23 protein-coding genes and 1 other RNA gene are annotated in these 25,793 nt (G+C 59.2%); 10 read left to right on the top strand and 14 right to left on the bottom strand.

The genetic code is table 11. From position 1 onward, the window contains the following. Positions 1–28: 28 nt before the first annotated feature. The 3 genes from OKW98_RS25645 to OKW98_RS25635 form a co-directional block, all read right to left on the bottom strand. The gene (locus OKW98_RS25645) at positions 29–301 is read right to left on the bottom strand and encodes a hypothetical protein (RefSeq protein ID WP_074888396.1); all 273 of its coding nucleotides are present in this window, start codon (positions 299–301) and stop codon (positions 29–31) included. A gap of 240 nt (positions 302–541) precedes the next feature. Beyond that, a complete protein-coding gene (locus OKW98_RS25640; protein ID WP_265387204.1) occupies positions 542–823 on the bottom strand; it encodes a hypothetical protein in 282 nt (93 codons plus the stop codon). 453 nt (positions 824–1,276) lie between these two features. Then, entirely contained in the window at positions 1,277–2,455 is a 1,179-nt protein-coding gene (locus OKW98_RS25635; RefSeq protein WP_265387203.1) for a sugar transporter, read from the bottom strand. 464 nt (positions 2,456–2,919) lie between these two features. Between OKW98_RS25635 and OKW98_RS25630 the strand changes: the two genes are divergently transcribed. Further along, the gene (locus OKW98_RS25630; protein WP_265387202.1) at positions 2,920–5,619 is read left to right on the top strand and encodes an autotransporter outer membrane beta-barrel domain-containing protein; all 2,700 of its coding nucleotides are present in this window, start codon (positions 2,920–2,922) and stop codon (positions 5,617–5,619) included. A gap of 119 nt (positions 5,620–5,738) precedes the next feature. Beyond that, entirely contained in the window at positions 5,739–5,942 is a 204-nt protein-coding gene (locus OKW98_RS25625) for a DUF6021 family protein (RefSeq protein WP_122535404.1), read from the top strand. A gap of 82 nt (positions 5,943–6,024) precedes the next feature. Here the strand turns inward: OKW98_RS25625 and OKW98_RS25620 are convergent, their stop codons facing one another. The 8 genes from OKW98_RS25620 to OKW98_RS25585 all read right to left on the bottom strand — a co-directional run bounded on the left by OKW98_RS25620 (position 6,025) and on the right by OKW98_RS25585 (position 14,386). Then, positions 6,025–6,357 carry a YceK/YidQ family lipoprotein gene (locus OKW98_RS25620; protein WP_265387201.1) on the bottom strand — a complete coding sequence of 111 codons (333 nt, stop codon included), beginning with the start codon at positions 6,355–6,357 and terminating at the stop codon, positions 6,025–6,027. 119 nt (positions 6,358–6,476) lie between these two features. Continuing rightward, complete coding sequence (locus OKW98_RS25615) at positions 6,477–6,893, bottom strand: DUF1493 family protein (RefSeq protein ID WP_265387200.1); 417 nt, start codon at positions 6,891–6,893, stop codon at positions 6,477–6,479. Positions 6,894–6,969: 76 nt separating this feature from the next. After that, entirely contained in the window at positions 6,970–7,314 is a 345-nt protein-coding gene (locus OKW98_RS25610; RefSeq protein WP_265387199.1) for a hypothetical protein, read from the bottom strand. A 256-nt stretch (positions 7,315–7,570) separates the two neighbouring features. Next, positions 7,571–7,962, bottom strand: a transfer-messenger RNA (tmRNA) gene (gene ssrA, locus OKW98_RS25605). 113 nt (positions 7,963–8,075) lie between these two features. Next, positions 8,076–8,366, bottom strand: a complete 291-nt coding sequence (locus OKW98_RS25600; RefSeq protein ID WP_172610661.1) for a hypothetical protein — start codon at positions 8,364–8,366, stop codon at positions 8,076–8,078. 208 nt (positions 8,367–8,574) lie between these two features. Beyond that, a complete protein-coding gene (locus tag OKW98_RS25595) occupies positions 8,575–11,385 on the bottom strand; it encodes an FAD-binding and (Fe-S)-binding domain-containing protein (RefSeq protein ID WP_265387198.1) in 2,811 nt (936 codons plus the stop codon). A 74-nt stretch (positions 11,386–11,459) separates the two neighbouring features. Further along, entirely contained in the window at positions 11,460–12,605 is a 1,146-nt protein-coding gene (gene lldD, locus OKW98_RS25590; protein WP_265387197.1) for an FMN-dependent L-lactate dehydrogenase LldD, read from the bottom strand. Positions 12,606–12,673: 68 nt separating this feature from the next. After that, the gene (locus OKW98_RS25585; RefSeq protein WP_265387196.1) at positions 12,674–14,386 is read right to left on the bottom strand and encodes a lactate permease LctP family transporter; all 1,713 of its coding nucleotides are present in this window, start codon (positions 14,384–14,386) and stop codon (positions 12,674–12,676) included. Positions 14,387–14,816: 430 nt separating this feature from the next. Here OKW98_RS25585 and OKW98_RS25580 point away from each other — a divergent pair, with 430 nt between their 5' ends. Then, a complete protein-coding gene (locus tag OKW98_RS25580) occupies positions 14,817–15,584 on the top strand; it encodes a GntR family transcriptional regulator (protein WP_265387195.1) in 768 nt (255 codons plus the stop codon). Positions 15,585–15,797: 213 nt separating this feature from the next. Here the strand turns inward: OKW98_RS25580 and smpB are convergent, their stop codons facing one another. Then, positions 15,798–16,280, bottom strand: coding sequence for an SsrA-binding protein SmpB (smpB, locus tag OKW98_RS25575; RefSeq protein WP_074888437.1), 483 nt, complete (start codon positions 16,278–16,280; stop codon positions 15,798–15,800). Between the two features lie 128 nt (positions 16,281–16,408). Between smpB and OKW98_RS25570 the strand changes: the two genes are divergently transcribed. Genes OKW98_RS25570 through OKW98_RS25560 form a run of 3 tightly spaced genes read left to right on the top strand, consistent with a single transcriptional unit; the run spans position 16,409 to position 18,567 of the window. Beyond that, positions 16,409–17,812: a sodium-dependent transporter gene (locus OKW98_RS25570; RefSeq protein WP_265387194.1), complete on the top strand. Its 1,404-nt coding sequence runs from the start codon at positions 16,409–16,411 to the stop codon at positions 17,810–17,812. A gap of 7 nt (positions 17,813–17,819) precedes the next feature. Further along, positions 17,820–18,254, top strand: coding sequence for a type II toxin-antitoxin system RatA family toxin (locus OKW98_RS25565; RefSeq protein WP_074888440.1), 435 nt, complete (start codon positions 17,820–17,822; stop codon positions 18,252–18,254). Continuing rightward, a complete protein-coding gene (locus OKW98_RS25560; RefSeq protein ID WP_265387193.1) occupies positions 18,247–18,567 on the top strand; it encodes an RnfH family protein in 321 nt (106 codons plus the stop codon). The genes OKW98_RS25565 and OKW98_RS25560 overlap by 8 nt, the downstream gene beginning before the upstream one ends. Positions 18,568–18,654: 87 nt before the next feature. On the opposite strand, the gene OKW98_RS25555 is transcribed toward OKW98_RS25560, so the two are convergent. Then, positions 18,655–19,179 carry an outer membrane protein assembly factor BamE gene (locus OKW98_RS25555; RefSeq protein WP_265387192.1) on the bottom strand — a complete coding sequence of 175 codons (525 nt, stop codon included), beginning with the start codon at positions 19,177–19,179 and terminating at the stop codon, positions 18,655–18,657. Positions 19,180–19,277: 98 nt separating this feature from the next. On the opposite strand from OKW98_RS25555, the gene fur reads away from it, so the two are divergent. After that, positions 19,278–19,685, top strand: coding sequence for a ferric iron uptake transcriptional regulator (gene fur / locus OKW98_RS25550; protein WP_065987616.1), 408 nt, complete (start codon positions 19,278–19,280; stop codon positions 19,683–19,685). Positions 19,686–19,796: 111 nt separating this feature from the next. Here the strand turns inward: fur and recN are convergent, their stop codons facing one another. Next, complete coding sequence (gene recN, locus OKW98_RS25545) at positions 19,797–21,470, bottom strand: DNA repair protein RecN (protein ID WP_265387191.1); 1,674 nt, start codon at positions 21,468–21,470, stop codon at positions 19,797–19,799. A gap of 276 nt (positions 21,471–21,746) precedes the next feature. On the opposite strand from recN, the gene grpE reads away from it, so the two are divergent. From grpE to dnaJ, 3 genes are all read left to right on the top strand, one after another. Then, the gene (gene grpE, locus OKW98_RS25540) at positions 21,747–22,313 is read left to right on the top strand and encodes a nucleotide exchange factor GrpE (RefSeq protein WP_416147698.1); all 567 of its coding nucleotides are present in this window, start codon (positions 21,747–21,749) and stop codon (positions 22,311–22,313) included. A gap of 103 nt (positions 22,314–22,416) precedes the next feature. Beyond that, positions 22,417–24,336: a molecular chaperone DnaK gene (gene dnaK, locus OKW98_RS25535; protein ID WP_265387190.1), complete on the top strand. Its 1,920-nt coding sequence runs from the start codon at positions 22,417–22,419 to the stop codon at positions 24,334–24,336. A 324-nt stretch (positions 24,337–24,660) separates the two neighbouring features. Then, complete coding sequence (dnaJ, locus tag OKW98_RS25530) at positions 24,661–25,791, top strand: molecular chaperone DnaJ (protein ID WP_074888462.1); 1,131 nt, start codon at positions 24,661–24,663, stop codon at positions 25,789–25,791. The last annotated feature ends 2 nt before the right edge of the window (positions 25,792–25,793 follow it).

Raw genomic sequence — 25,793 nt, 5'->3', positions numbered from 1 at the left:
GAGGCGAATCGTGTGGCGCACCTCCGGCTCAGTTGCTCTGGGCCTTTTGCAGCGCTTGCTGCGTCAGTGCCACACATTCACGCCCACCGTCATCGTTGTGCCGCGCCAAGGCCGCTTCGGCGCGGTGCACGGTGGTGTCGATGTCGCTTTTGACCGCGTCGCTGAGATTGGGATTGGCAACTTTCGCGTCACGAACCTTGCTCAGGTTCATCTGGCACTGGTTGTTGTCGTCGTTGGCATTTGCCGCGAAGGGCAGGGCACATGCAGTCAGGAGCAAGCCGGCGAGCAGGGCGTGTTTCATGTGGGATTCCGCAGAAGTAGGTGTGTGGCTCGTTATCTGTACGAGCTTTGCGCATCAGACCTCAGATTCTGGATTTCTGCCAGTGGGTGCTCAAGCAAATGCGAATATCGCTGGCCGAAGCCAACTCCCGAGCGGCGTCCGGGGCGGGGGATTTGAAGAAATGCGCGCAAAAAAAAGCCACCCGTGTCGCCAAGGTCGGGGTTACCTGGCTGCAGGGGTGGCGTTGTTCAAAAGCGCTTTTTACAGACTGCGCGACTGAGCTGACTGTAGAGCTCGGCGTGCAGGTCGGGCCTCTTCAACTTCCAGCAAGTGCATGGCCAATACGTCAGTCAAAAACCGGAACTGATCGTTGAAGCCCACCACCTCGTTGCTGAAGTGGTTTTCCGCCGAGGGCATCATGAAGGCGCCGAAGCGATTGTCCTCAACGAGACCGTGGCTGTTCTTGCGGGCGATGACATGTTGTGAGAAATAGTTTTTCCCAAATGAGGGAAAAGCAACGTGCAAAGTGACGTCTCGGGTCATGTCGATTGCTCCGCATCTAGCAGGAAGTTGAAAGCGTGAAAGGTGCTGATAAGTGTCAGCTACTTGGCCTTAGCTGGCCGGTGCCACAACACGATTGTTCTCATCATCCGCGGTCATGACGACCGATCCCAGATCGAAGAGTTTGAGGGCGACGACGTAGCTGGTGAGAGCTGCAAGCGTCAAGCAAGTAAGGAGATGAACGATCATTTTTCCTGCCCTCGGTTCGTGTTTGGGTGTGAGGGCGATGGTACGCCCATGAGTGTTGAGCGGAAGGCATTAGCGGGAATGTTGGTTATCGATGGGAATGATGGATCGGGAATCCTGTAGGAGCGCGCTTGCCCGCGAATGCGTCCAGTCAGGCGCATCAGACTTCCTGACCCAACGTGATTCGCGGGTAATCGCGCGCCTACTGCAGCTCGTGCATTTGCCCGCCCGACTGCTGGGTTTTGTTGCCTACGCCCGAATCGTTTCGCCGTACCGATGCGTCGCCAGGCACGCCAGCAGCAAGCCACTGATCGCCACCATTCCGCCCACCAGACCGATGTTGGCCACGCCGAGCTGGCTGATCACCACGCTGCCCAGCAGCGCGCCGCCGCCGATGCCGATGTTGTAGATGCCTGAATGCAGCGCCATTGCCACGTCCGTAGCGTCCGGCGCCATTGCCAGGACCTTGGACTGCATCACCAGACCAAAGCACATGATCGCCATGCCCCAGACCACGCTCAGCGTACCCATCGACCCGGCACTGCCGGACAGCGGCAGCAGCAGAATCAGACACGCCGCCAGCGCGCCGATCGCGGTGATCAGCAGGCCCCGCGGGTAACGGTTGTTGTAGCGGCTGAAGATCACCGACCCTACGATCCCGGCGCCGCCGAACAGCAAGAGGATAACAGTGGTCATGTCGCTGCTCATCTTCGCCACGAGCTGTGCGAACGGTTCGATGTAGCTGTAGGCCGTGAACTGCGCCGTGACCACCAGAGCGGTCAGCAGATACAGGGACATCAGCGCCGGGCGCTTGAACAGCATGGGCAGGCTTTGCAACGAACCCGAGTTCTGGCTCGGCAACAGCGGCAATGACTTCATCAACACCAGCACGGTCAGACCCGAGGCCACCGCAATCGCCAGGAACGTTGCACGCCATCCCAGCGCTTCGCCCAGCACGCGCCCCAGCGGAATGCCGAGCACCATCGCCAGTGCGGTGCCGGTTGCGAGGAGGCCGAGGGCTTGAACCTGCTTGCCCTCCGGTGCCACTCGTACGGCCAGCGATGCGGTGACCGACCAGAACACGGCGTGGGCCACCGCGATACCGACGCGACTGACCAACAGCATGCCGAAGCTCGACGACAGGCTCGACATCACGTGGGCGACGATGAACATCAGAAACACAAACAACAGCAGCTTGCGCCGCTCGATGTTGCGGGTCAGCAGCATCATCGGCAGCGAGGTCAGCGACACGACCCACGCGTAGACCGTGAGCATCAGGCCGACCTGCGCGGTGGTCATGTCGAAGCTATGGCCGATGGCGCTCAACAAACCCACCGGCACAAATTCCGTGGTGTTGAAGATGAAGGCTGCCAGGGCCAGCGCGATGACGCTCAGCCAACTTCCGGTGTGTGCGTTAGTGGTATTCATTGAAAACGAATGCCCTCCTGAAAAATTCGGTTGGCCGCTTCCCCAACAAAAACGCCGACAAGCAGGAATACCGCTCGAGGCGTTTGCCTGGGCGGTGCATGCGGTCAGCTGAATATTATGAGTATGGGGAGATGCGACGAGATGTTGCGGATTCTACGCCGTTGTTAACGTTGTCACAACCGAGGTCAGGCAAGGTCAGGTGCTCACAAGCAGGTGCTGATTAGAGACTTCGTGCGTAGACATTAACGGCATTTTCCCGCAATGCCCGAGACGACGAGGCCCTCGCCGTTTGACATACCCTGATTTGTATCCTTCGCTGTTTATGTCAGGGCGACAATTGGACGCACTTCCTCAAGTGCCTTCTTTATAGGGATGTAAACACGCGGGTTATTCCGCAGGACGTTGTGATGAAACAGCCCAGTCGGGCGCTTTTCAGCCATTTTCTCCGTGTGTCTTGTGTATCAATGCTGTTGCCAGTCACGCCGATCGAAGCGGCTTGCACGTTGGTGTCAGGAACAGGAAATGACAACTACGTGTGCGACAGCGGCAACAGTCCCGGTCTGGTCGACCTTTCCGGCGACAACGTGCTGACGTTTCCAAAGGGCGGTACGGGCGTCGTGATGGGCAACATCCTGTTTGGCGGCGGCGCCGACCGGATTGTCATGAGTTCTGGCCTGCTGCAGGGTGCGGTCAATCAAGGCGCCGGGGCCAACGCCATCTTGATGGAGGCCGGGACCATCACCGGCAGCGTCCAGCAGGGCGCCGGGATCGATAATTTTTCTATGACCGGCGGCACGCTCCAATCGCTCGCCCAGGGTGACGGTCGCGACGTGTTCTTCATGAGCGGCGGCACCATCGTCGGGGCGTTTGAAGACGGCGATATCGCGACCCTCAGCGGCGGCACCATTGGCCGCGTCGACATGAAACTCGACAACAACGTCTTCGACATGTCGGGCGGCCGGATCATCGGCAACCTTGTCACCGGTTTTGGCCGCGATACCATCATCGTTTCTGGTGGCAGTGTCGGCGGCAACATCAGCGTCAGTGGCGGAAACGACAGCATCAGCGTGAGCGGCGGGACGGTATCGGGTGAAATCCGCGCCAGCTTCGGCGACGACACGTTCAACTGGGACGGGGGCGGACTGATTCGGTCTTCCGTGCTCATGGGCGACGGCAACGACCGGGCATCAATCAGCAACCTCACTGAAAGCACATTGAGCTCCACCCCTTCGGTAGACGGCGGGCTGGGTAATGACCAACTGACGTTTTTCCAGACGTCGACTGCCGGGGCCGGGCGCTATCTGGGATGGGAAACGATCGACCTCACCGGCCAGTCGCGCTTCAAGCTCGACGACGACCTTTTTCTGGGCGACAGCGTGAGCAACACCGGCACCTTCAACATCGACAGCAGCAGCACGCTGGAGGTGACGCAAGGAGCCATTCGCCCCTACGGCGCAGGGCAGCTCGCGTCGTTGAACAACGCCGGCATTATCGACATGACCGCCAACAGCGTCGTGGCGGGCGACGCGCTCACCGTCTACGGCAACTACACAGGCAACAACGGTCAGTTGCTGTTGCAGACCGTGTTGGGCGACGACCGCTCGGCCAGCGACCGACTGGTGGTGTCCCAAGGTGCAATCAGTGGCAACACCCAGCTGGGCATCAGTAACCTCAACGGGCTGGGCGGATTGACCCAGGACAACGGCATCGAGGTGGTTCAGGCCGTCAATGGTGCGACCAGCAGCAACGATGCTTTTGTGCTCAGCAACCGCGTCTTGGCCGGTGCATACCGCTATCAGTTGTTCAAAGGCGGCCTCACCGCCGGGACCGAAAACAGTTGGTTCCTGCGCTCGTCGGTGGTTGCGGTCCCAAGCCCGTTGAGCGTACCGCCGCCCAGTGCACCGCCTGTGGTTGATCCGACACCGCAGCCCGTCACGCCGTCGCCTGTCATTCCGACTCCGACTCCGACACCTGCACCTGCACCGATACCTGCGCCTATACCTGCACCTACACCAGCGCCCGTTCCCCAGCCGGTGCCCGCTGTTCCTGTCGATCCGGATGAACCGGCCGTTGAGCCACCGACCCTTGCTCCGGTCGCACCGCCTGCTGCGCCGATTACACCTTCCGCTGCGCCCGCCGTTGTCTCGCCAGTCCCGGCTCCGTTAACGGTGCCATTGCCAACGGCGTCGCCCGGCGCCGAACCTATCCCATTGTATCGCCTGGAAGTGCCGATCTATTCGGTGTTCTTGCCGGCTGCGCAGATCATGGCTCGGGAGGCTCTGGGCACTTTTCACGATCGGCAGGGTGATCAACGTCTGCTCAGCGATACCAGCGGAGCTCCGGCCGGGTGGGCGCGGCTGTATGGCAGCGACATACGCAGGGACTGGGCCGGCGATGCGTCGCCGCATTTCGACGGGTCGACCAAGGGCTATCAAGTGGGCCACGACCTGTATGTCGCACCAACGGATTCCGGCCGGGTGCAACGCGCTGGCGTCTTCGTCGGCCAGAGCCGGTTGCAAGGCAGCGTCGAAGGATTCGCCGAAGGGTTCAAGGGCACAAAGGCCGGCCGCATGAAAATCAACGGCGATCACGTCGGCGCCTACTGGACCCTGGTCGATCCGGGCGGGTGGTACCGGGACGCTGTCGCCATGGGCACGCGTCTTGGCGGCAGCAGTCGGTCAGATCAAGGCATCAGGCTCGACACCGACGGCCATGCCATCAGCCTGTCTCTGGAAACGGGCTACCCGATGGCCGTTTCCGAACGCTGGGTCGTTGAGCCCCAGGCACAGGTCGTCCATCAACGGATCGATCTCGACCGCCAGAACGACGGCATCTCCGACGTCTCGTTTGACGCACAGGACTACTGGACGAGCCGAGTCGGCGCGCGCTTGAAGGGCCGATACCTGATCGACAACCTGCCCGTCGAACCATACCTGCGCGCGAACGTCTGGCATGTGCAGGATGGCAAGGACACCGTGACCTACAACGGCGTCGACCGGATCAAAACTCAGCACAGATCGTCATCCACAGACATTGGCGTCGGGTTGATCGTTGGCGTGGCGAAGGGCGTAAGCGTGTTCTTAGCGGTGGACTACGCCGCACAGCTCGACAGCAATGAACTGGCGGCCGCCAGCGGCAGTATCGGCGTTCGTGCGAGTTGGTGAGCCTTGTGATGGGTAGGCGATTTTCAAACCGCCTGTCTAATCCGCGGCACTTGGCGCGCTCCTGGGCTTCTGATGGTCATGGTGCGGATAACTCGCACGTAAACGAGGAGATCGAATTCATGGCTAATGACACTTCGCTTACAGGGACCAGCGCGCAGACGGATCCGGATAAGGATCTTGGTTTTAATGAGGAATCGCCCGATGTTTCCGACCCGCAGGTAGACCCGACCGAGCCCGCACGCACCGAGAATGATCCGGTGACGGAAGAGCCAACCACTCGCCGAGGGAATGATGAGCCGCTGCCGGGGAAGGGTGGGGTCTGATCGACTCGCTCCGAACCCAAAAGCCCTGCTGATTCGAGCGGGGCTTTTTTATGGCTGTTGGCGAATGCTGACGGCGTGCTGATCAGCGCTTCCTGCGCTTGACCGGGATAACACCGAGCTCATTCTGCTGATAAATCGTGTAGGGCAGGACGAGGGTGTCTGCAATCCCTGAAAGGAGCATGTCGGCCGCGGCGATCGGAGCCGAGTCATGGACGCCATACCTTTCCGGCGCATCCATGGTGCAATACCCGTAAGCGAAGCCGCTGTAAACGCGCGGGATCTGAGAGCAATACGAATGCCAGCCGGCAAGATTGTCCGCTGCGCCCGGCCCGTTGTAGAGCGTGATGATGGTGCCGCAGCCGGATAGGGTTAGGGTTAGGGTTGTGGTGAGGAACGCTGCAATCCATTGCTTCATGAGTGGTCCTAGGTTGGGGGTGTTAGGGGCTCCAAATCCAATTGCGGATTAGAATCTGACAGCATGGCCAAATAATTTTGGTTTGAGGTACATACCATTCACGACATAGACCCTGTCCGCTACATCCCATACCCTGGCAGCGGTACGTCGGTCTTGCTGTTGTACAAAGGGATATTGCTGTAGCTGACCTGCTCCAGAAGAGTCGGATCCCAAGTCTGTGTTTTGGCGGCCAGATACAACATCCCCAGCTTAATTGGTATCTTGCCCTTTCTCTCCTTACCACGCCTGAAAGAGAGCAAGTCAAAACCTTCTGGCACGAAGTATCTGTAGGGGTCATAGTTCTCGATGTTCACCGAGAACCGTTGGAAAAACTCAGGCATCAGCTCGTTGGCGTCGTCGCCTTCAATGCCTAGATCACGGTTTAAATCCGTCGATAGACTTAAATCTTTAAATGCGGTTGCGCTGAACTCAAATGTTTCTTGAATGCATTCTATAATTTTGCCCAGCAGTTCATAATCAACGTCATCGTTGTCCATTCGATATACCTGATATTCGGGGCGCGCGTTGGCAATGGAGGGTCCCGGGTAGCCAAGCCGAGATCAAATTGCTCGGTCAGCTCTCGCTTTGAGATCCGTTCATCTTGGCGGCTATGAGTGCGCGCTCCTTGGAAAGGGGCGTGATCAGCCCTGTGGTGCCCTCTACAAGCATGTACAGAAAGTATCGGCCGTCTTGATCCAGAAGTATCCGGTAGACCGCTTCGGATGTTTCGTAACCCGGGGCGACAGTTCGATCCACAAGAAATGTATAGCTGTGTACCTGCATACGCTTAAGCGCTGCCTCGAAGTCTGCGCTGACGTCAGACTCCCACTGCTTGGTGCTGCGGAGACTGAATATGAGTCTGATCAGCAGGGCCGATCCGATGCTGACTACCGCAAAAATGCCCGACCCATAATCCACGCGTCTACTCCCTGTGATGCTAAAGATCTGATAAGTACCGGCAATCAGTCCCCATTTCGATACATCTTGACATGATCCCACACACGCTCACACGAAGCTGATGGTGCGGAGACCCCTGTTGGTGGAGCTCGCCGGGGGTTTCTCCCTCGTTCATTACCGCTCGACACCCAATCGTGATACAGCCCTGACCGGCCTCAAAAAGGCACAAAAAAAGCACTTGCGATAAACGCTAAGTGCTTGATTTGTATTGCGTGTTTGGTGGAGCCGGGGGGATTTGAACCCCCGTCCGCCAGTACTCCGCTTTCGGGCCTACATGCTTAGCCGTGTCTATTAAGTTAACCCTCAGCGACCCGACGGGCAGGGTGCTTTGGGCGAGCTGTGTAAGTTTTAGCCGATTCGTCCACAGCGTACTGCACGGCGATCCTGTTCTATATGACAATCACTTTGGGTTTACAGGCATCCCCTGGTGATTGCTGGAGCCGAAGCTACCAGAAGGAAGGCTAGCACCGCTTACGCGGCGAGAGCTTGTTCCCCGTAGGTTTCGTCATTGGCAACTATAGAAAGTTGCAACAGTGGATTTACGACTTCTGTTACCAAGTCGGCATGCCCCTAGAGTTTCATCACCGGCGTCGAATCCTAATCGGCCCCAATTCTGCTGCTCTAGCAGTCAGGCGGCGGAGTCTACCCGAATCAATGAGATACGTCGACCTCTCGCCTGACATTCCGCTCGCGACCGGCTTGAGCCAGTCGCGATTCGGCGATTACTTGGCTGCACCGCCGTCGCTACCGTCACCGCCGGTTTTCAGCTCGGTGATTTTCTTGGTAGTGATCGAGATGCACTCCTTGTCATTGCCACTTTTTTGCGCGGCAGTGGCATCAGCGACGGTTTTTTCAATGTCAGTTTTGCTGTCGCCGGTGAGGTTGGTAGTGGTCGACGCCTCGGCATTTTTCAGTGCCGCGATGTTCGCGCCGCACAGGTCATCAGCAGCGAAAACCGGGGAACCCAACAGTGCAGCGGTAAGAAACAATCCAGTCAGTGCGGTGCGCTTCATGTGTATCTCCTTGAGCCTGTTGACTCGGTGTCGCCGCTCAGTTTGCCGGTGCCCGAGATAGAGGGAAAAGCGCCGAATGGTTTGTGGCGCCTAAAGAGATGGACTGCCGCCTGTCGCAGGGGTTCTATTTTTTTTCACGATGCTGTGAAAAAGCCACGTTGCCGGATGTTTCGGGATTATGGGGCGATCTACGCCCCATTTGTGTGCATCAAGCGGTTCTTGGTTGAGTCACTCGATCCACGAGATAAACCAGACCGTGGTAGTCGATACCGCCATGTTGCGTGAGCCCGATCTCGCACGTGCGGCTGGTGGAAATGCCTTCATCACAGTACTGAACAGCGTCTTTCAAGGAGCGCAGCGCATGGGCATTCAGCTCCGGTGTGGTGAAGCCTTTGTCGCCCGCGAAGCCGCAGCAATGAATGCCTTCGGGCACGACCACATTGACGCTGCACATGCGCGCAAGGTCGATCAGCGCCTGGCTCTCGCCCAGGTGTTGCGTGCTACAGGTGAGGTGAACAGCGATGGGCGCCTGCTGTGGCGTGAACACCAGTTTGTCCAGCAGATGGGTGCGGATGAAGCGTACCGGGTCGTACAGGTCGAGCCGGGTTTCCTTGAGGTCTTGGACCAAACGCAGGGTGCAGGGACTGGTGTCGCAATAAATCGGATCGAGCCCGCCGCGACTCGCCTTGGTCAGCGCAGCAAGCATCTGCTGGCGTTTGTCTTCTGCCTGCTCGGCGTAGCCCTTGGAGGCGAAAGGCTGGCCGCAGCACAGACTGTCCTGGTCTTCCGGAAACACCACTTGATAACCGGCTTTCTCCAGCAGCCCTCGGGTTTTGTCCATCAGCGACATCTGCTCGCGATCCCCCGCCGCAGGTCCCATGACGCGGGACACGCACGCGGCCAGATAGACCACACGGGGCCGCGAATCTTCAACCGGCGGCGTGAAGCGAATAGCGTTCTCGGGCTGCGGCATCGCCGGCGTCCACTGAGGCACGCGGCTTGAAGACGCCTTGCTCAGCGCGCTGGAAATCCTCGCCAGCCTAGGTGCGCCCAACAGCATGCGGGCGCCATTGGCCGCATGCAGCGTAAATCGCGCGCCCTTCAAAGCCGTTGCGAAGTGCTGGCTGATCCAGCTGGCAGCCTTGCCGTGTTGCGCTTGTTCCCCGCGAAGCTTCTTCACCAGCTCGCCGGTGTTGATGCCGACCGGGCAACGTTGCGCGCACAAGCCGGTGGCCGCGCAGGTATCGATGCCTTGGTATTGGTAGTCGCGCTCCAGCTGAGTCGTGTCGGTGCCTGCGCGTTTTTTTGCCTGAATCTCACGCCACATGACGATGCGTTGCCGTGGGCTGAGGGTCAGTCCATTCGACGGACACACCGGTTCGCAGAAACCGCACTCGATGCATTTGTCGATGATCGCATCGGCCGCCGGCATGGGTTTCAGGTGCTTAAGGTGCACCTGCGGGTCGTCACTGAGCACGACATCCGGATTGAGAATGCCGCTAGGGTCGAGCAGGCGCTTCAGCTGCCACATCAGCGCATAAGCCTCGGCGCCCCACTCAAGCTCCACGAACGGCGCCATGTTGCGGCCGGTGCCGTGTTCGGCTTTTAGCGAGCCATTGAATTCGACAGCCACCAGCTGCGTGACGTCATCCATGAACGCGGAATAGCGCGCGATCTCCTGCGGATCGTTGAAGCCCTGGGTGAAGACGAAGTGCAGGTTCCCCTCCAGCGCATGGCCGAACAGGATCGCCTCGTCGTAGTGGTGCTTTTCGAACAGCTCGATCAATCGCCGAACGCCGATGGCCAGTTGCTCGACGGGGAAGGTGACGTCTTCAATGATCACCGTCGTACCGGTCTCACGCACCGCGCCGACGGCAGGAAAGGTGTCTTTGCGAATGGCCCATAGCCGTGCGTTCTCGGTCGCGTCTTCGGTGAAATCAACCTGCTTCTCTACCGGGAAGTGCGCGATGGACGCCATGATCTGCGCCAGTTGTTCGTGCAGTAACGGTCGTGTAGCGGCGCGGGCTTCGATCAACAGTGCGCAGGCGCCTTCCGACAGTTCACGAACGAATGCCGGCATGCCCGGCTTGTTCTGCACCGAGCGCAAGCTGCGCCGATCAAGCAATTCGACGGCAGCAACCGGCTGGGTTTTCAGAACCGTCACGGCGTTGCAGCAGGTCTCGATGTCGGGAAAGACAATCAGCGCCGTCGCCTTGCTCGGGTGATCTGGCACCGTGTCGTACGTCACCGCGCTGATGAAACCCAGCGTGCCCTCCGAACCCACCAGCAGATGGCTGAGAATGTCGAGCGGCTCGTCGAAATCCACCAAGGCGTTCAGCGACAGGCCGCAGGTGTTCTTCAGGCGGTACTTGTGGCGGATCTTCGCGGCGAGTTCGGTATTCGCGCGGGTCTCGCGGCCCAGTTGCGCGAGGCGACTCAGCAGCTCGGCATGACTGACGCGGAACGCAGCGACGCTAGTGGCTTCTTCCGTGTCCAGGCGGGCGCCGTCGGCGAGCACCAGCCGAATGCCGGCGAGGGTGTGGTAGGTGTTTTGGGCCGTGCCGCAGCACATGCCACTGGAATTGTTGGCGACGATGCCGCCGATTTTCGCCGCGTGCATGGACGCCGGGTCCGGGCCGATCTTGCGCCCGAATGGTGCCAGCCAGACATTGGCCTGTGCGCCGATAACGCCCGGTTGCAAACGGATCTGCGCGCCGTGCTCGCGGATTTCACGGCCATTCCAGTTGTCGCCGAGCACGATCAACACCGAGTCGCTGATGGCTTGCCCCGAGAGGCTGGTGCCCGCCGCGCGGAAGGTCACGGGGACTTTATCCGCCTGCGCCAGTTTCAACAGCGCCACGACTTCATCTTCCGATTCGACGCGGATGACCAGTTTGGGGATCAGCCGATAAAAACTGGCGTCGGTGCCGAAGGCCAGGGTCGAGAGCGGGTCGTCGAAGCGTCTTCCGGCAGGAATGAGGCTGTTCACACCGGCCAGAAACGCGGCGGGCAAGGTCATGCGGTCTTCCTCGTGGGTGCATCTCGGTGGCGGCTGCGGCCTCTGTCGGACCGCATGCGGGGTATCAGCGCGGGTCAGGCGCCCAGTTCGCTGACCAGCGAATCGCGGGTGATCTCGCTGATCGACTTGGCGCCGGTTAGAACCATCGCCACGCGCATTTCCTTCTCGAACAGATCCAGCAGGTTTTTCACCCCGGCCTCGCCGTGGGTGGCCAAGGCGTAGATGAACGCGCGGCCGATCAGCACGGTGTCGGCACCGAGGGCAATCATGCGCACCACATCCAGGCCGCTGCGAATGCCGGAGTCGGCGAGAATTTTCAGATCGCCTTTCACGGCGTCGGCAATGGCGGGCAGTGCTCGGGCACTGGACAGCACGCCGTCGAGTTGGCGGCCGCCATGGTTGGAAACCACGATGCCGTCGGCGCCGAATTTCACTGCGTCGCGTGCATCGTCCGGGTCGAGGATGCCTTTGATGATCATCGGGCCGTCCCAGGAATCGCGAATCCACTCCAAGTCTTTCCATGAAATCGACGGATCGAAGTTATTGCCCAGCCAGGCGATGTAATCGGTAAGCCCTGTGGGGTTGCCGCGATAGGCCGACACGTTGCCCAAGTCGTGGGGGCGGCCGTTGATGCCCACATCCCACGCCCATTGCGGGTGAGTCATGGCTTGCAAGACGCGGCGCATCGGCCCGCTTTTGCCGCTCATGCCGGAGTGCGCGTCACGGTAACGAGCGCCCGGGACGGGCATGTCGACGGTGAACACCAGTGTTTTCACGCCGGCGGCCTTGGCTCGTTCCAACGCGTTGCGCATGAAGCCGCGGTCTTTCAGCACGTAAAGCTGAAACCACATGGGCCGCTTGATCGCCGGGGCGACTTCTTCAATCGGGCACAACGAAACCGTCGACAGCGTGAACGGAATGCCCTTGGCGTCTGCGGCGCGGGCGGCCTGCACTTCGCCACGGCGGGCGTACATGCCGCAGAGACCGACCGGGGCGAGTGCCATCGGCATGCTCAGGGTTTCACCGAACAGCGTCGTCTCCAGACTCAGCTCGGACATGTTCTTCAGGATGCGCTGGCGCAGCGCAATGTCGGCCAGGTCGGAGACGTTGTGGCGCAGGGTGTGCTCGGCGTAGGCGCCACCGTCAGCGTAGTGAAACAGGAAGGGCGGGAGCTTGCGCTGGGCGGCGGCGCGGTAGTCGGTGGAGGCAGAAATGATCATGGGATCTCGCAGATGAGTGAGCGGGGCTACAGCCGGGCGCGCAAGAAGCACACCCGGCGCTCGTCTGATTAATGAACCAGCATGCCGGTGAACCAGTACGCCTGGGCGTAGGTGATGCAGCCAACGATCGTGGCAAAGAAAATGCTGTGCTTGAGGGTGAAGCGGAACAGGTCGGATTCTTTACCCACCAGCCCGGTCGCCGCGCAGGCCACCGCGATCGATTGCGGGGAGATCATCTTGCCGGTCACGCCGCCGCTGGAGTTCGCTGCAACCATCAGCACGTCACTGACGCCCAGTTGGTGTGCAGTGGTGGCCTGCAACGAGCCGAACAGCGCGTTCGACGATGTGTCGGAGCCTGTCAGGAACACGCCCAGCCAGCCGAGGAACGGCGAGAAGAACGGGAAGGCGCTGCCTGTCCCGGCAAGTACCAAGGCCAGCGTCGAGGACATCCCGGAGTAGTTCATGACGAAGGCGAAGGCCAGCACCATGCCGATGGACACGATGGCCCAGCGCAGCTCGATCAGCGTTTCTTTGAACGTGGTCAAACCTGTTTTAGGTGTAATGCGCAGCACGATCATCGCCAGAATCGCCGAGATCAGAATCGCGCTGCCCGACGCGGCGAGCAGGTCGAACTTGTACACCGCCGGCATGGCGGTCGGGTTGGCGACAATCGGCGCCATTTTCATGACCAGTTGATCCAGGTGCGGCACCGGGAAGTTCATGGTCAGCGCCTGCAGCGGACCGCCCGCAGCGAACAGCGCTTTGAACGGCTTCAGCGTCCAGATCGTCACGACAACGGTCAGAATCAGGAAGGGCGACCATGCCTTGATGATGGTGCCCGCCGAGTAAGGCGATTTCTTGGTGGTGCGAGGCTGACCAAAGCCGCCTGCGTTGCCTATGCCTGGGCCGCCGGCCATGACCGCGGCACCGCCGGACTTGCCGGCGAGTTGGGCATCGGCTGAGCGTGCTGGCTGCCAGACTTTCAGGAAGAAGGTCAGGGACACGAGGCTGACCAGCGCCGAGGTAATGTCGGGCAGTTCCGGACCGACGAAGTTGGAGGTCAGAAATTGCACGATGGCGAAGCTGCCCCCCGCGACCAGCGCCGCTGGCCAGGTTTCCTTCACGCCTTTCACGCCGTCCATCATGAACATCAGCCAGAACGGCACGAACACCGACAACAGCGGCAATTGACGACCGGCCATGGCGCCAATCTTGAACGGATCGAGCCCCGACACTTGGCCAGCCACGATGATCGGAATGCCCAGTGCGCCGAATGCCACCGGTGCGGTGTTGGCGATCAGGCAGAGGCCTGCGGCGTACAGCGGGTTCAATCCCAGTCCAACGAGCAATGCAGCGGTGATCGCCACCGGTGCGCCGAAGCCTGCCGCCCCTTCCAGAAACGCGCCGAAGCAAAAGCCGATCAGCAGGACCTGCAAGCGCTGGTCGTCAGTGATCGACATGACCGAGCTGCGGATGATCTCGAACTGTCCACTCTTGACCGTCAGTTTGTAGAGAAACACGGCCGCAATGATGATCCACGCGATGGGCCACAAGCCGTAGAGGAATCCATAACCGGCGGACGCGACGGCCATGTCGGCGGGCATCTGGAACGCGAAGATCGCAATCAGTATGGCGAGCAGCAGTGTGATGGCACCTGCGACGTGGCCTTTGAGCCGAAATATCGCCAGCGCCAGAAAGAAGAAGATGATCGGAATGACAGCCACCAGCGCCGAAAGGCCCAGGCCGCCAAGAGGTGTGTAGAGCTGTTGCCAGGTTTGCATGTATGAGGCCCCTAATTGTTTTTGGTTAGGCCCGGTGTCCATGTCTTACGTGCGCGGCTCCTGCAGGTGACAACTGCTTGTCTGTCCTCCTGTCGGCGCTGACGAACGAGTCGCACAGCTCACCAGCTCAAGCGTTCCGCCGTCGGGAAGTGCCTGCGGCGTGGGACAGTGATAAGCCGTCCATCGCCGGCATTGTAAATTGGTAATACCAATTTACAATGTCTTGGAGGTAGGTTAGAAGCCTTGCTGACGGTGTGTCAATTTATGACGGGTAAACTTTCGTCGCAGGCTCGCCCGGATTTAACCAGCTGTTCGCCTGAGAGGGTGATTTCTCCTACATCTGCTGGGTGAATGTCTGATCGTGATCGGCGAGAATATGCGCCCCGCAGCTACGTCAGACGGGGGCAGCCGGGTTGTGGAGTGAAGGGTTATGGGCTTTGATCAGGTGCGTCAGCGCCGCTTGTCCGACGACATTGTCGAGCAGCTGGAAAGGATGATTCTGGAGGGCACGTTGTGCTCCGGCGGTCGTCTGCCGGCTGAGCGAGCCCTGGCCGAGCAGTTCGGGGTATCACGTCCCTCGCTGCGTGAAGCCATTCAAAAACTGACGGCCAAAGGGCTGCTGGTTAGTCGGCAGGGCGGCGGCAACTACGTCGTCGACAGCCTTGGGTCGACGTTCAGTGATCCGCTGCTTCATCTGTTGGAAAGCAGCCCTGAGGCCCAGCGCGACCTGCTTGAGTTCCGCCACACCCTCGAAGCCTCCTGCGCCTATTACGCGGCCATACGTGCAACGGATGTTGATCGGCTGCGGCTGCGTGAAGCCTTTGATGCGTTGCAGGATTGCTACAGCCGCGCGGAGGACGTGAGCCGTGCGGAGGAGGGCGCCGCAGACGCCAGCTTCCACCTCGCCATCGCCGAAGCCAGCCACAACGCTGTGTTGCTGCACACCATTCGCGGCCTCTTCGACCTGCTGCGGCGCAGCGTGGTGACCAACATTGGCGGCATGTACAAACAGCGCGCAGAAACCCGCGACATGCTGATTGATCAGCATCGTGAGTTGTACCTGGCGATTATCGAAGGGCGGGCGGACGATGCTCGAGAAGTGTCGAGCCGTCATCTGCTGTATGTGCAGGAGGTTCTGGAGGAAGTGCGCCAACAGGTACAACGCACCGCGCGGGCCGAACGTCGTAACCGGGTTTGAAGATATCAGTTGGGCCTGGAACCCAAAACCAACCGCTGGTATCGACCCTGTAGGAGTCGGCTTGCTGGCGAATGCGTCATTTCGGTCATCACAAAGTTGACCCCAAGGACGCATTCGCCAGCAAGCCGGCTCCTACAGATTCCGCATCAATCATTAAGCTCAACGCTGCTTTCGGCGGCCTCTGGCGAGGCGTCAAATCAGACAAAGAAAGAATCAGTCTTCCTTGCCCTTGTTCCGCACTGCGCGTTGCAGCTCGCGATTGGAGTCGCGTTCGCGCTCGGTGTCGCGCTTGTCGTATTCCTTCTTGCCTTTGCCCAGAGCAATCTCGCACTTGATCAAGTGCTGCTTCCAGTAAAGGGCAAGGGCCACGCAGGCATAGCCTTTTTGGTGAACAGACGCCGTCAGCTTTTCCAGCTCGCGCTTGTTGAGCAACAGTTTACGGGTGCGTGTCGGGTCAGCGATGACGTGGGTACTGGCTGTCGTCAGCGGAGAGATATGGCTACCCATTAGCCAGGCCTCACCGTCCTTGAGCAACACGTAACTGTCAACCAGCTGCACCTTGTTGGCACGCAGGCTTTTTACTTCCCAGCCAGCCAGGACCAGACCGGCCTCGAACTTGTGTTCGATGAAGTAATCGTGACGCGCCTTTTTATTTTGCGCGATGGTCCCTGTGGGATGTTTCTTGAGCTTAGCCATAGGCGACGCATTATAGGGATCAACGGGCGTCTCGGCTATGGGCTCGGTACGCTGAAGCTGTGTGCTTGAGCACGTGGAGTGAATCCCGGACAATGCGCGATCTTTTTTGCGTGTTGGACGTGTCAACGATGTCGACGGACAAGGTTTCGGTTCACGGGAGTTGGGCCAGTCGCTGGGTGTTCATCCTGGCTGCCACCGGCTCTGCCGTGGGGTTGGGCAGCATCTGGAAATTCCCCTACATGGTCGGCGTCTATGGCGGCGGTGCGTTCGTGCTGGTGTTCCTGGCGTGCATCGCCCTGATCGGGATTCCGGTGATGATCGCCGAGACACTCATCGGTCGCCGCGCGCGGCAGAGTCCTGCCAACGCGCTGCGTTCGCTGGCACTCGCCGCCGGGCATTCGTCGAAGTGGTCATGGGGCGCGTTTGCCGGCATGGTCACGGCGTTGCTGATCCTCTCGTTCTATAGCGTCGTGGGTGGCTGGTCGCTGGAGTACATCATCGATGTCGGCAAGGGCGATTTCAAAGGCGTGACACCTGACGGTGTCGGTGCATACTTTGGCGAGATGATCGCTGATCCATGGCGGCTGGTTGGCTGGCACACGCTGTTCATGTTGCTGTCGGCGATCACCATTGCCAAGGGCGTCAACGCCGGCCTTGAGCGCAGCCTGCGCATCCTCATGCCTTTGCTGTTCGTACTCATTGTGATTCTGTTGGGTTATAGCCTGACCACCGGGCACTTCATGGAAGGCGTGCATTTCATGTTCGACTTCACGCCCGAGAAGCTGCTCGACGGCCTGCTCCCGGCCATGGGCCACGCGTTCTTCTCGCTGAGCGTGGGCGTCGGATCGATCATGATCTACGGCGCTTACATGACCAAAGAGGCGTCGATCAGCGCGACTGTGGTCGGCGTGGCATTGCTCGACACGTTCGTGTCGCTGCTGGCGGGGCTTGCATTGTTTCCGATTGTGTTCGCAGCCGGTCTGAACCCAAGCGAAGGGCCGGGCCTGATGTTCGTTACGTTGCCTTATGCATTTGGTAACGTCGCCTTCGGCACTGTCATGGGCGTGGTGTTCTTTATCCTTGTCGCCGTCGCGGCGTGGAGTTCGGCCATTTCCCTGCTCGAACCCATGGTCGCGTACCTCGTGGAGCGCACGAAGGTTCGCCGAGGCTGGGTGACGTTCTGGCTATCGTTCATCTGCTGGTTCGTAGGGCTAGGGACGGTCTTCTCGTTCAACATCTGGAAGCAGGCCAAATTCTTCGTGAACGAAGGCGGCGGCTTCCATCTCTATCAGTGGGGAGCGTCGTCGGGGCTGGATTTCTTTGGTGTGATCGATTTCTTCACCTCGCGGATCATGCTGCCGCTGGGTGGATTGTGTTTTGTGGTATTCGCAGGTTGGGTGATGGGACGCGGTGCGGTGCGCGACGAATTGTCGGTACGCAGCCCGGTCCTGTTCGCTTTAACGTTCTCTTTGATGCGCTATGTGGCGCCGATCGGCATCTTGATTGTCTTTGCCGCTCAGCTTTGGAAATGACGCTGACATGACTACGCATATTCAACGTTCCGCCCTTTTGCCATATCCCGCCCAGGCGCTGTATGACCTGGTCAACGACGTGAGTCGCTACTCCGAGTTTCTGCCGTGGTGTTCCGCCGGCACCGTGCTAGAGCAGAGTGATACCTCAATGCGTGCGCGTGTCGAGATCGCCAAAGGCGGCTTGAGCCAGCACTTCGTCACGCGTAATACGCTGACGCCGGGACAGGTCATCGAGATGAATCTGGAGGAGGGGCCTTTCAGCCAGCTTCACGGCGTCTGGACCTTCAAGGCCCTGAACGAAAAGGCCTGCAAGATCAGCCTGGACCTGTCGTTCGACTACAGCGGTTCGATCGTCCGCGCGACCTTGGGGCCGCTGTTCAATCAGGCCGCCAACACGTTGGTTGATGCTTTCTGCCAGCGAGCCAAAGAGCTGCATGGCTGAGCCGATGATTCGCGTCGAGGTGGTATATGCCGCCGTCGACCGTCAGGAGTTGCTGGCGCTGGACATGCCTGTCGGTACATCGGTACGCGCTGCGGCTATTGCGTCGGGCATGGCTGAGCGGTTCCCTGAACTGGATCTCGTACGGTGCCAGTTGGGCATCTTCGGCAAGCTGGTGGGCGACCCGGAGCAGCGCAAGCTGGAAGCCGGCGACAGGGTTGAGATCTATCGACCTCTGCTGGCTGATCCTAAAGAGGTGCGTCGCCTGCGCGCGTTGAAAGCGGCGGATGCAAGAAAGGCGCAAAAACCGATTTAATTTTCTCATCGGCTCGATTGAGAGACGTAAAAAAGCCCGGGATGTCCGGGCTTTTTTATACGGCTGATTCCGGAAGGAGACGGTGGATCAGCGCGGGTTTGTGTCCAGTGGTTCCTGGGAAGGAACGGGCACGGTCTCGACCTTGTCGACGTCGTTCTGAATCTGCTCAAGCAACGAACCAGGCTTCGGTGGTTCTTCCTTCGGCGGCTGCGTCCCTTGGTTTTCGGGGGTGACAGTCGTGTCAGTGCTTTTGCCGAGAATGGCTTCGTCGCGGCTGACACCCGGCTTGAAGTCACCGGACAGGCTCGCCAACTGGTCGTTGCCATTGAAGATCAGGCTGACGCGTTCCTGCTGGCGTTCGCCACCACCGGGCTGCAGGCTGTACAGATAGTCCCAGCGTTCAGGGTGGAAGGTGTCGGTCAACAGGGGGTTGCCCATGATAAACCTTACTTGCCGACGGGTCATTCCCGGGCGTAACTGGTCTATCATGTCCTGCGTGACGACATTGCCCTGTTGGATGTCGATTTTATAAACCCCGGGGAATGAACAACCGGCGAGTGCGAGCAGTCCCACAAAGGTGAAACTGGTTAGCAAGAGCTTGGTGTTTTGCATCGGTGGGCGACTTCCACTATCTTGGCTGGGACAACGTAAACCCCGATCATACCTGCATTAAGAGAAGCTGCGAAGCAGCGTCTGCGAGAAAGCTGACCATGGTTGAAAATAGCGAACTACGCAAAGCCGGACTTAAAGTGACCCTGCCGCGGGTCAAGATCCTTCAAATGCTCGATTCTGCGCAGCAGCGTCACATGAGCGCGGAGGACGTCTACAAGGCGCTGATGGAGGCCAACGAAGACGTCGGTCTTGCAACGGTTTACCGAGTTCTGACTCAGTTCGAAGCAGCCGGATTGGTGGTTCGCCACAATTTCGACGGCGGCCACGCGGTATTCGAACTGGCTGACGGAGGCCACCACGACCACATGGTCAACGTGGAATCCGGTGAGGTCATCGAGTTCTTCGACGAAGAAATCGAAAAGCTGCAAAAAGCCATTGTGAGCAAGCACGGCTTTGAGCTGGTTGATCACAATCTGGTGCTCTACGTACGCAAGCAAAAGGTGTAAGCCTCTTGTGAAGTACGACAAAGGCGACCCTTGGGTCGCCTTTGTTGTTTCTGCATTTCGCGATCAGGATGATGTCAGATCGACGCCGCCTCGGTTAAGCCGTGATGATTCTCACGATTTGGAAGTGACCACCATCTTCTTGGCGTGAGCGAGCGACTCCTTGGTCAGATCAATCCCTCCCAGCATTCGCGCCACCTCTTCCACCCGTTCATTCTTGCTGAGCTTTGAAACCGCCGTACGCGTCACGTCCGCGTCCCGGACCTTGTGCACAAATAGGTGTTGATGCCCCTGGGCGGCAACTTGTGGCAAGTGAGTGACGGTCATGACCTGGCCGCGTTCGCCCAGGCGGCGCAGCAGTTGGCCAACGATTTCAGCTGTAGGACCACCGATGCCAACGTCAACTTCGTCAAATACCAGCGTCGGAACTCGAGAGGTCTGCGCGGTGATCACCTGAATCGCCAGGCTGATCCGCGACAGTTCCCCGCCCGACGCCACTTTCGCCAGCGCCTTGAGCGGCTGACCCGGGTTGGCGCTGACCATCAGTTCGACCTGCTCCAGCCCGTTGGGTGACAGCTCTTTGTCTACGTTCTCGCGCAGCTGAATGTTGAAACGGCCGCCCGGCATGCCCAGCCGCTGAATTTCGTGCTCCACCTTGTGGGCCAGCTCCGGTGCGGCGCGGTGACGCAGGTCACTCAGCTCGCGCGCTTTCTCTTGATAGTGCCGCGCGTAGGAGCCCACCTCGTGTTCCAGTCTCTCGATCGCTTCATCGTTGGCGTTGAGGGTTTCGATCTCATCGAGCAACCGCTGATGCAGCGCTGCAACTTCAGTCGGCTGCACGCGGTGTTTGCGTGCCAGCGTGTAGATGGTGTCGAGGCGTTCTTCGATCTGCTGCAGGCGGGCAGGGTCCGCTTCAAAGCGATCAAGGAAACGATTGATCTCGCCGACGGCCTCTTCAACCTGAATCTGCGCACTGGAGAGCAGGTTGGTCGCTTCATTCAACGCATCGGGCGTGTTGTTCACGCTGCTGAGTCGGTTGAGGCTGGCGGTCAGTGCGTTCAGCGCATTGCCGGAATCGCTTTCACTGCACAGCTCGACCACTTGTCGGCAGATGCCCAGCAGGCTCTCGGCATTGGTCAGCGTGGTGTGTTCCTGCTCCAGCCGTTCGAGCTCGTTTTCGCCGAGGCTCAGGCTTTCCAGCTCTTCAAGCTGGTAGCTGAGCAATTGGTGCTTGGCACGCTGCTCGTCGCCTGAGTTGGAAAGGCGCTCAAGCTCCTGACGCGTTTGCCGCCAGCGCTGGGAGGCCAGTTGGACCTGACGTGCGAGGTCGGTGGCGCCCGCGTATTCATCCAGCAGGCGCCGATGGGTATCTGTCTTGAGCAGCGACTGATGCTCGTGCTGGCTGTGAATGTCGATCACCAGCTCGCCAAGTGCTTTCAGGTCACCTTGGGGGCATGGCGTGCCATTGATGTAGGCGCGTGAGCGGCCTTCGGCAGTAATGACGCGGCGCAGGATGCAGGGGCCGTCGGTTTCGAGGTCTCGCTCCTTGAGCCATGCGCTTGCTTCAGGGATATCCGACACGTCGAAGGTTGCCAGAATGTCTGCCTTGTCGGCACCTGGCCTTACCACGCCACTGTCGGCGCGATCGCCCAGCGTCAGGCCGAGCGCGTCGAGCATGATCGACTTGCCGGCGCCGGTTTCGCCGGTAATCACACTCATGCCGCGATCAAGTTCGAGGTCGAGATGTTCAACGATAGCGTAGTTATGTATGGACAGGTGGACCAGCATCAGAGCGGCTCCCAAACAATTTGTCTGGTTATTTATACAGTGTTTTGCTTTAGGCTGACAATGCCCGGCCTTAGCTCGATTTGAAAGGTCATTGCCAATTTTTAGCATCAATCCTGCATTTCGCCACCGCGCGTGGCCACCGAACTCATGTCGGAACATTTGTAGGGTTATTCAGCCGATCCTGCACCCAAACCCTTGAACCCGAAAATTACGGCCCCATATAGCCGGACAGAAGCGTGAGTTGAGCTCACGGATGTAATTAGAAGGAGAGAATTGATGGCTGACGAACAGAACCCGGACATGCAGGCCCAGGATCAGGCTGCCGACGCGGCGACTTCTCAAGATGATCTGGCAACGCGTGTGCAAGTGCTTGAAGAACAGCTGAAGGCGGCGCAGGACCAGTCTCTGCGTGTGGCTGCGGATCTGCAGAACGTCCGCCGACGTGCCGAGCAAGACGTTGAGAAGGCGCACAAGTTTGCGCTTGAGAAGTTTGCCAGCGATCTGCTGCCGATCGTTGACAGCCTTGAGCGTGGCCTGGACTTGTCCAGCCCGGATGACGAGAGCATCCGTCCAATGCGTGAAGGCATCGAACTGACGCTGAAGATGTTCTACGACACGCTCAAGCGCTACCACTTGGAAGCCATTGATCCCCACGGCCAGCCGTTCAACGCCGAGCACCATCAGGCAATGGCGATGCAGGAAAGCGCAGACGTGGAGCCGAACAGCGTGCTCAAGGTGTTTCAGAAGGGTTATCAGCTCAATGGCCGTTTGCTTCGCCCGGCCATGGTTGTGGTCAGCAAGGCGCCATCGCCTGTTTCGCCGTCTATTGACGAGCAGGCTTGAAATTAGCTGAGCGGCCCCCATTTACAGGCCAAGCGTTTAAGAATTACCGCAATTTGTAAATGCAGTTGCGGCAACCAAATTTTAAGTTTCGGGAGATTCAAAAATGGGCAAGATTATCGGTATCGACCTGGGGACCACCAACTCCTGCGTCTCGGTTCTGGAAAACGGTAAGGCCAAGGTTATCGAGAACGCCGAAGGCGCTCGTACCACGCCTTCGATCATCGCGTATGCCAATGATGGCGAGATCCTCGTGGGTCAATCGGCCAAGCGTCAGGCAGTGACCAACCCGCACAACACGCTCTATGCGGTAAAGCGTCTGATCGGCCGTAAGTTCGACGAAGAAGTCGTTCAGAAAGACATCAAGATGGTGCCGTACAAAATCGCCAAAGCTGACAACGGCGACGCATGGGTAGAAGTCAACGGCAAGAAAATGTCCGCTCCTCAGATTTCGGCTGAAATCCTGAAGAAGATGAAAAAGACCGCTGAAGACTACCTCGGCGAGCCTGTGACTGAAGCGGTCATCACCGTTCCGGCTTACTTCAACGACAGCCAGCGTCAGGCTACCAAAGACGCCGGTCGTATTGCCGGTCTGGACGTCAAGCGCATCATCAACGAACCGACCGCAGCCGCGCTGGCTTACGGTATGGACAAAGCGAAGGGCGACCACACCGTCATCGTTTATGACTTGGGTGGCGGTACGTTCGACGTCTCGGTCATTGAAATCGCTGAAGTCGATGGCGAGCACCAGTTTGAAGTGTTGGCCACCAACGGCGACACGTTCCTGGGTGGTGAAGACTTCGACAACCGCCTGATCGATTACCTGGTTGACGAATTCAAGAAAGAATCCGGCATGAACCTGAAAGGTGATCCGCTGGCGATGCAGCGTCTGAAAGAAGCTGCCGAGAAAGCGAAGATCGAACTGTCTTCGAGCAATTCGACCGACGTGAACCTGCCGTACATCACTGCAGACGCCACCGGTCCTAAGCACTTGAACGTGAAGATCTCGCGCGCCAAGCTGGAGTCGCTGGTTGAAGACCTGGTTCAGCGCACCATTGAGCCTTGCCGCATTGCGTTGAAAGATTCGGGTATCGACATCGGCGCGATCAACGACGTGATCCTGGTCGGCGGTCAGACCCGTATGCCGCTGGTTCAGCAAAAGGTCACCGAGTTCTTCGGTAAAGAAGCACGTAAAGACGTCAACCCTGACGAAGCCGTCGCCATGGGTGCAGCCATCCAGGGTGCGGTACTGGCCGGCGACGTGAAAGACGTTCTGCTGCTGGACGTCAGCCCGCTGACGCTGGGTATCGAAACCATGGGCGGCGTGATGACAGCGCTGATCGAGAAAAACACCACGATTCCTACCAAGAAATCGCAAGTGTTCTCGACTGCCGATGACAACCAGGGCGCAGTGACCATTCACGTGCTGCAGGGCGAGCGTAAGCAAGCCGCTCAGAACAAGTCCCTGGGCAAGTTCGACCTGGCCGAGATTCCACCTGCACCACGCGGCGTGCCTCAGATCGAAGTGACCTTCGACATCGACGCCAACGGCATTCTGCACGTCGGCGCGAAAGACAAGGCGACTGGCAAGACTCAGTCGATCGTGATCAAGGCCAATTCCGGTCTGTCGGATGAAGAAATCCAGCAGATGATTCGCGACGCTGAAGCGAACTCGGACGAAGACCGCAAGTTCGAAGAGCTGGCATCCGCCCGCAATCAGGGCGATGCGCTGGTTCACTCGACTCGCAAAATGATCTCCGACGCTGGCGATAAAGTCAGCGCCGAAGAGAAGACCGCTATCGAGGCCGCACTGGTTGCACTTGAAGCCGCTGTGAAAGGCGACGACAAGGCTGCCATCGACGCGAAAGTTGAAGAGCTGTCGAAGCTGTCGGCTCCTGTTGCTCAGAAAATGTACGCTGAGCAAGCTGAAAAACCTGAGGGTGGCGCTCAGGCAGCTCAGGAAGACAGCAAGCCAAAGGATGACGTCGTCGACGCCGAGTTCGAAGAAGTCAAAGACCACAAGTAAGCGCAGGCTCACTTGATCGCCGGTTGACCGCTTTCTAGCGGTCGCTGGTAGGATGTCGCCGCGCGGGAGCTTGCTCCCGCGTTGGCGTGTCTGGAACACCCAAATTTTTTCAAGCACGCGAAGCTGTATCGCGGGCTTTGTGGCAAAGCCGGATGCTCCTGCACTCCGGCTTGTTCAGCCGCTTTTCACGGTCGATCAAAGGCCGTTGAACCAAGACCAGGATCGTTTAATTGACGTGAGTTGGGTCCGGGCCTGAAAGGGGCTCAACGAGTTCGGCAGGCTCAGGAGGGTCATGCCGGACGTCCTCAAGAGTGCGGAAAATTTATGTCAAAGCGTGATTATTACGAAGTATTGGGAGTGGAGCGTGGCTCCAGCGAAGCTGACCTGAAAAAGGCGTATCGCCGTCTCGCAATGAAATTTCACCCTGACCGCAACCCGGGTGACAAGGCTTCGGAAGACGCCTTCAAAGAAGCCAACGAAGCGTACGAAGTGCTTTCCGATGCCAGCAAGCGCGCAGCGTATGACCAATACGGCCATGCCGGTGTCGATCAAGGCATGGGCGGCGGCGGTTTCGGCGGCGGTGGCGCCAATTTCTCCGACATCTTCGGCGATGTCTTCAGCGACTTCTTCGGCGGCGGTCGGGCGGGTGGTGGCGGTCGTGGTGGTGCCCAGCGTGGCAGCGACCTGCGCTACACCCTCGAATTGAACCTTGAAGAAGCGGTGCGCGGCACGACTGTCAGCATCCGTGTGCCGACGCTGGTCAACTGCAAACCGTGTGACGGCAGCGGCGCCAAGAAGGGCTCGTCCCCGGTGACCTGCCCGACATGCGGTGGTATTGGCCAGGTACGCATGCAGCAGGGCTTCTTCTCTGTTCAGCAGACCTGCCCGCGTTGCCACGGCAACGGCAAGATCATTTCCGATCCTTGCGATTCCTGCCATGGCGAAGGCCGTGTCGAAGAGTCGAAGACGCTGTCGGTCAAGGTGCCGCCAGGCGTGGATACCGGCGACCGCATTCGTCTGTCAGGCGAAGGCGAAGCGGGGACGCAGGGCGGTCCAGCGGGCGACCTGTATGTTGTGATCAATGTGCGTGAACACGCGATCTTCCAGCGCGACGGCAAGCACCTGTACTGCGAAGTGCCGATCAGCTTCACCGACGCTGCGCTGGGTGGTGAACTGGAAGTGCCGACGCTGGACGGTCGCGTCAAGCTGAAGATCCCGGAAGGCACGCAAACCGGTAAGCAGTTCCGTCTGCGCGGGAAGGGTGTTGCCCCTGTTCGTGGTGGCGGCGCGGGCGACCTGATGTGCCGTGTCGCCGTCGAGACCCCGGTCAACCTGGGGCGTCGTCAGCGCGAGTTACTTGAAGAGCTTCGCGCATCCCTTGACGGCGACAGCTCCCATTCGCCCAAGGCCAGCGGCTGGTTCGAAGGCGTGAAGCGCTTCTTCGGCGATCTCTAAGG

The organism is Pseudomonas sp. KU26590 (assembly GCF_026153515.1).
GTDB lineage: Bacteria > Pseudomonadota > Gammaproteobacteria > Pseudomonadales > Pseudomonadaceae > Aquipseudomonas.
Note: the sequence above shows the minus strand (reverse complement) of the source record. Positions and strands in the feature narration are given on the sequence as shown.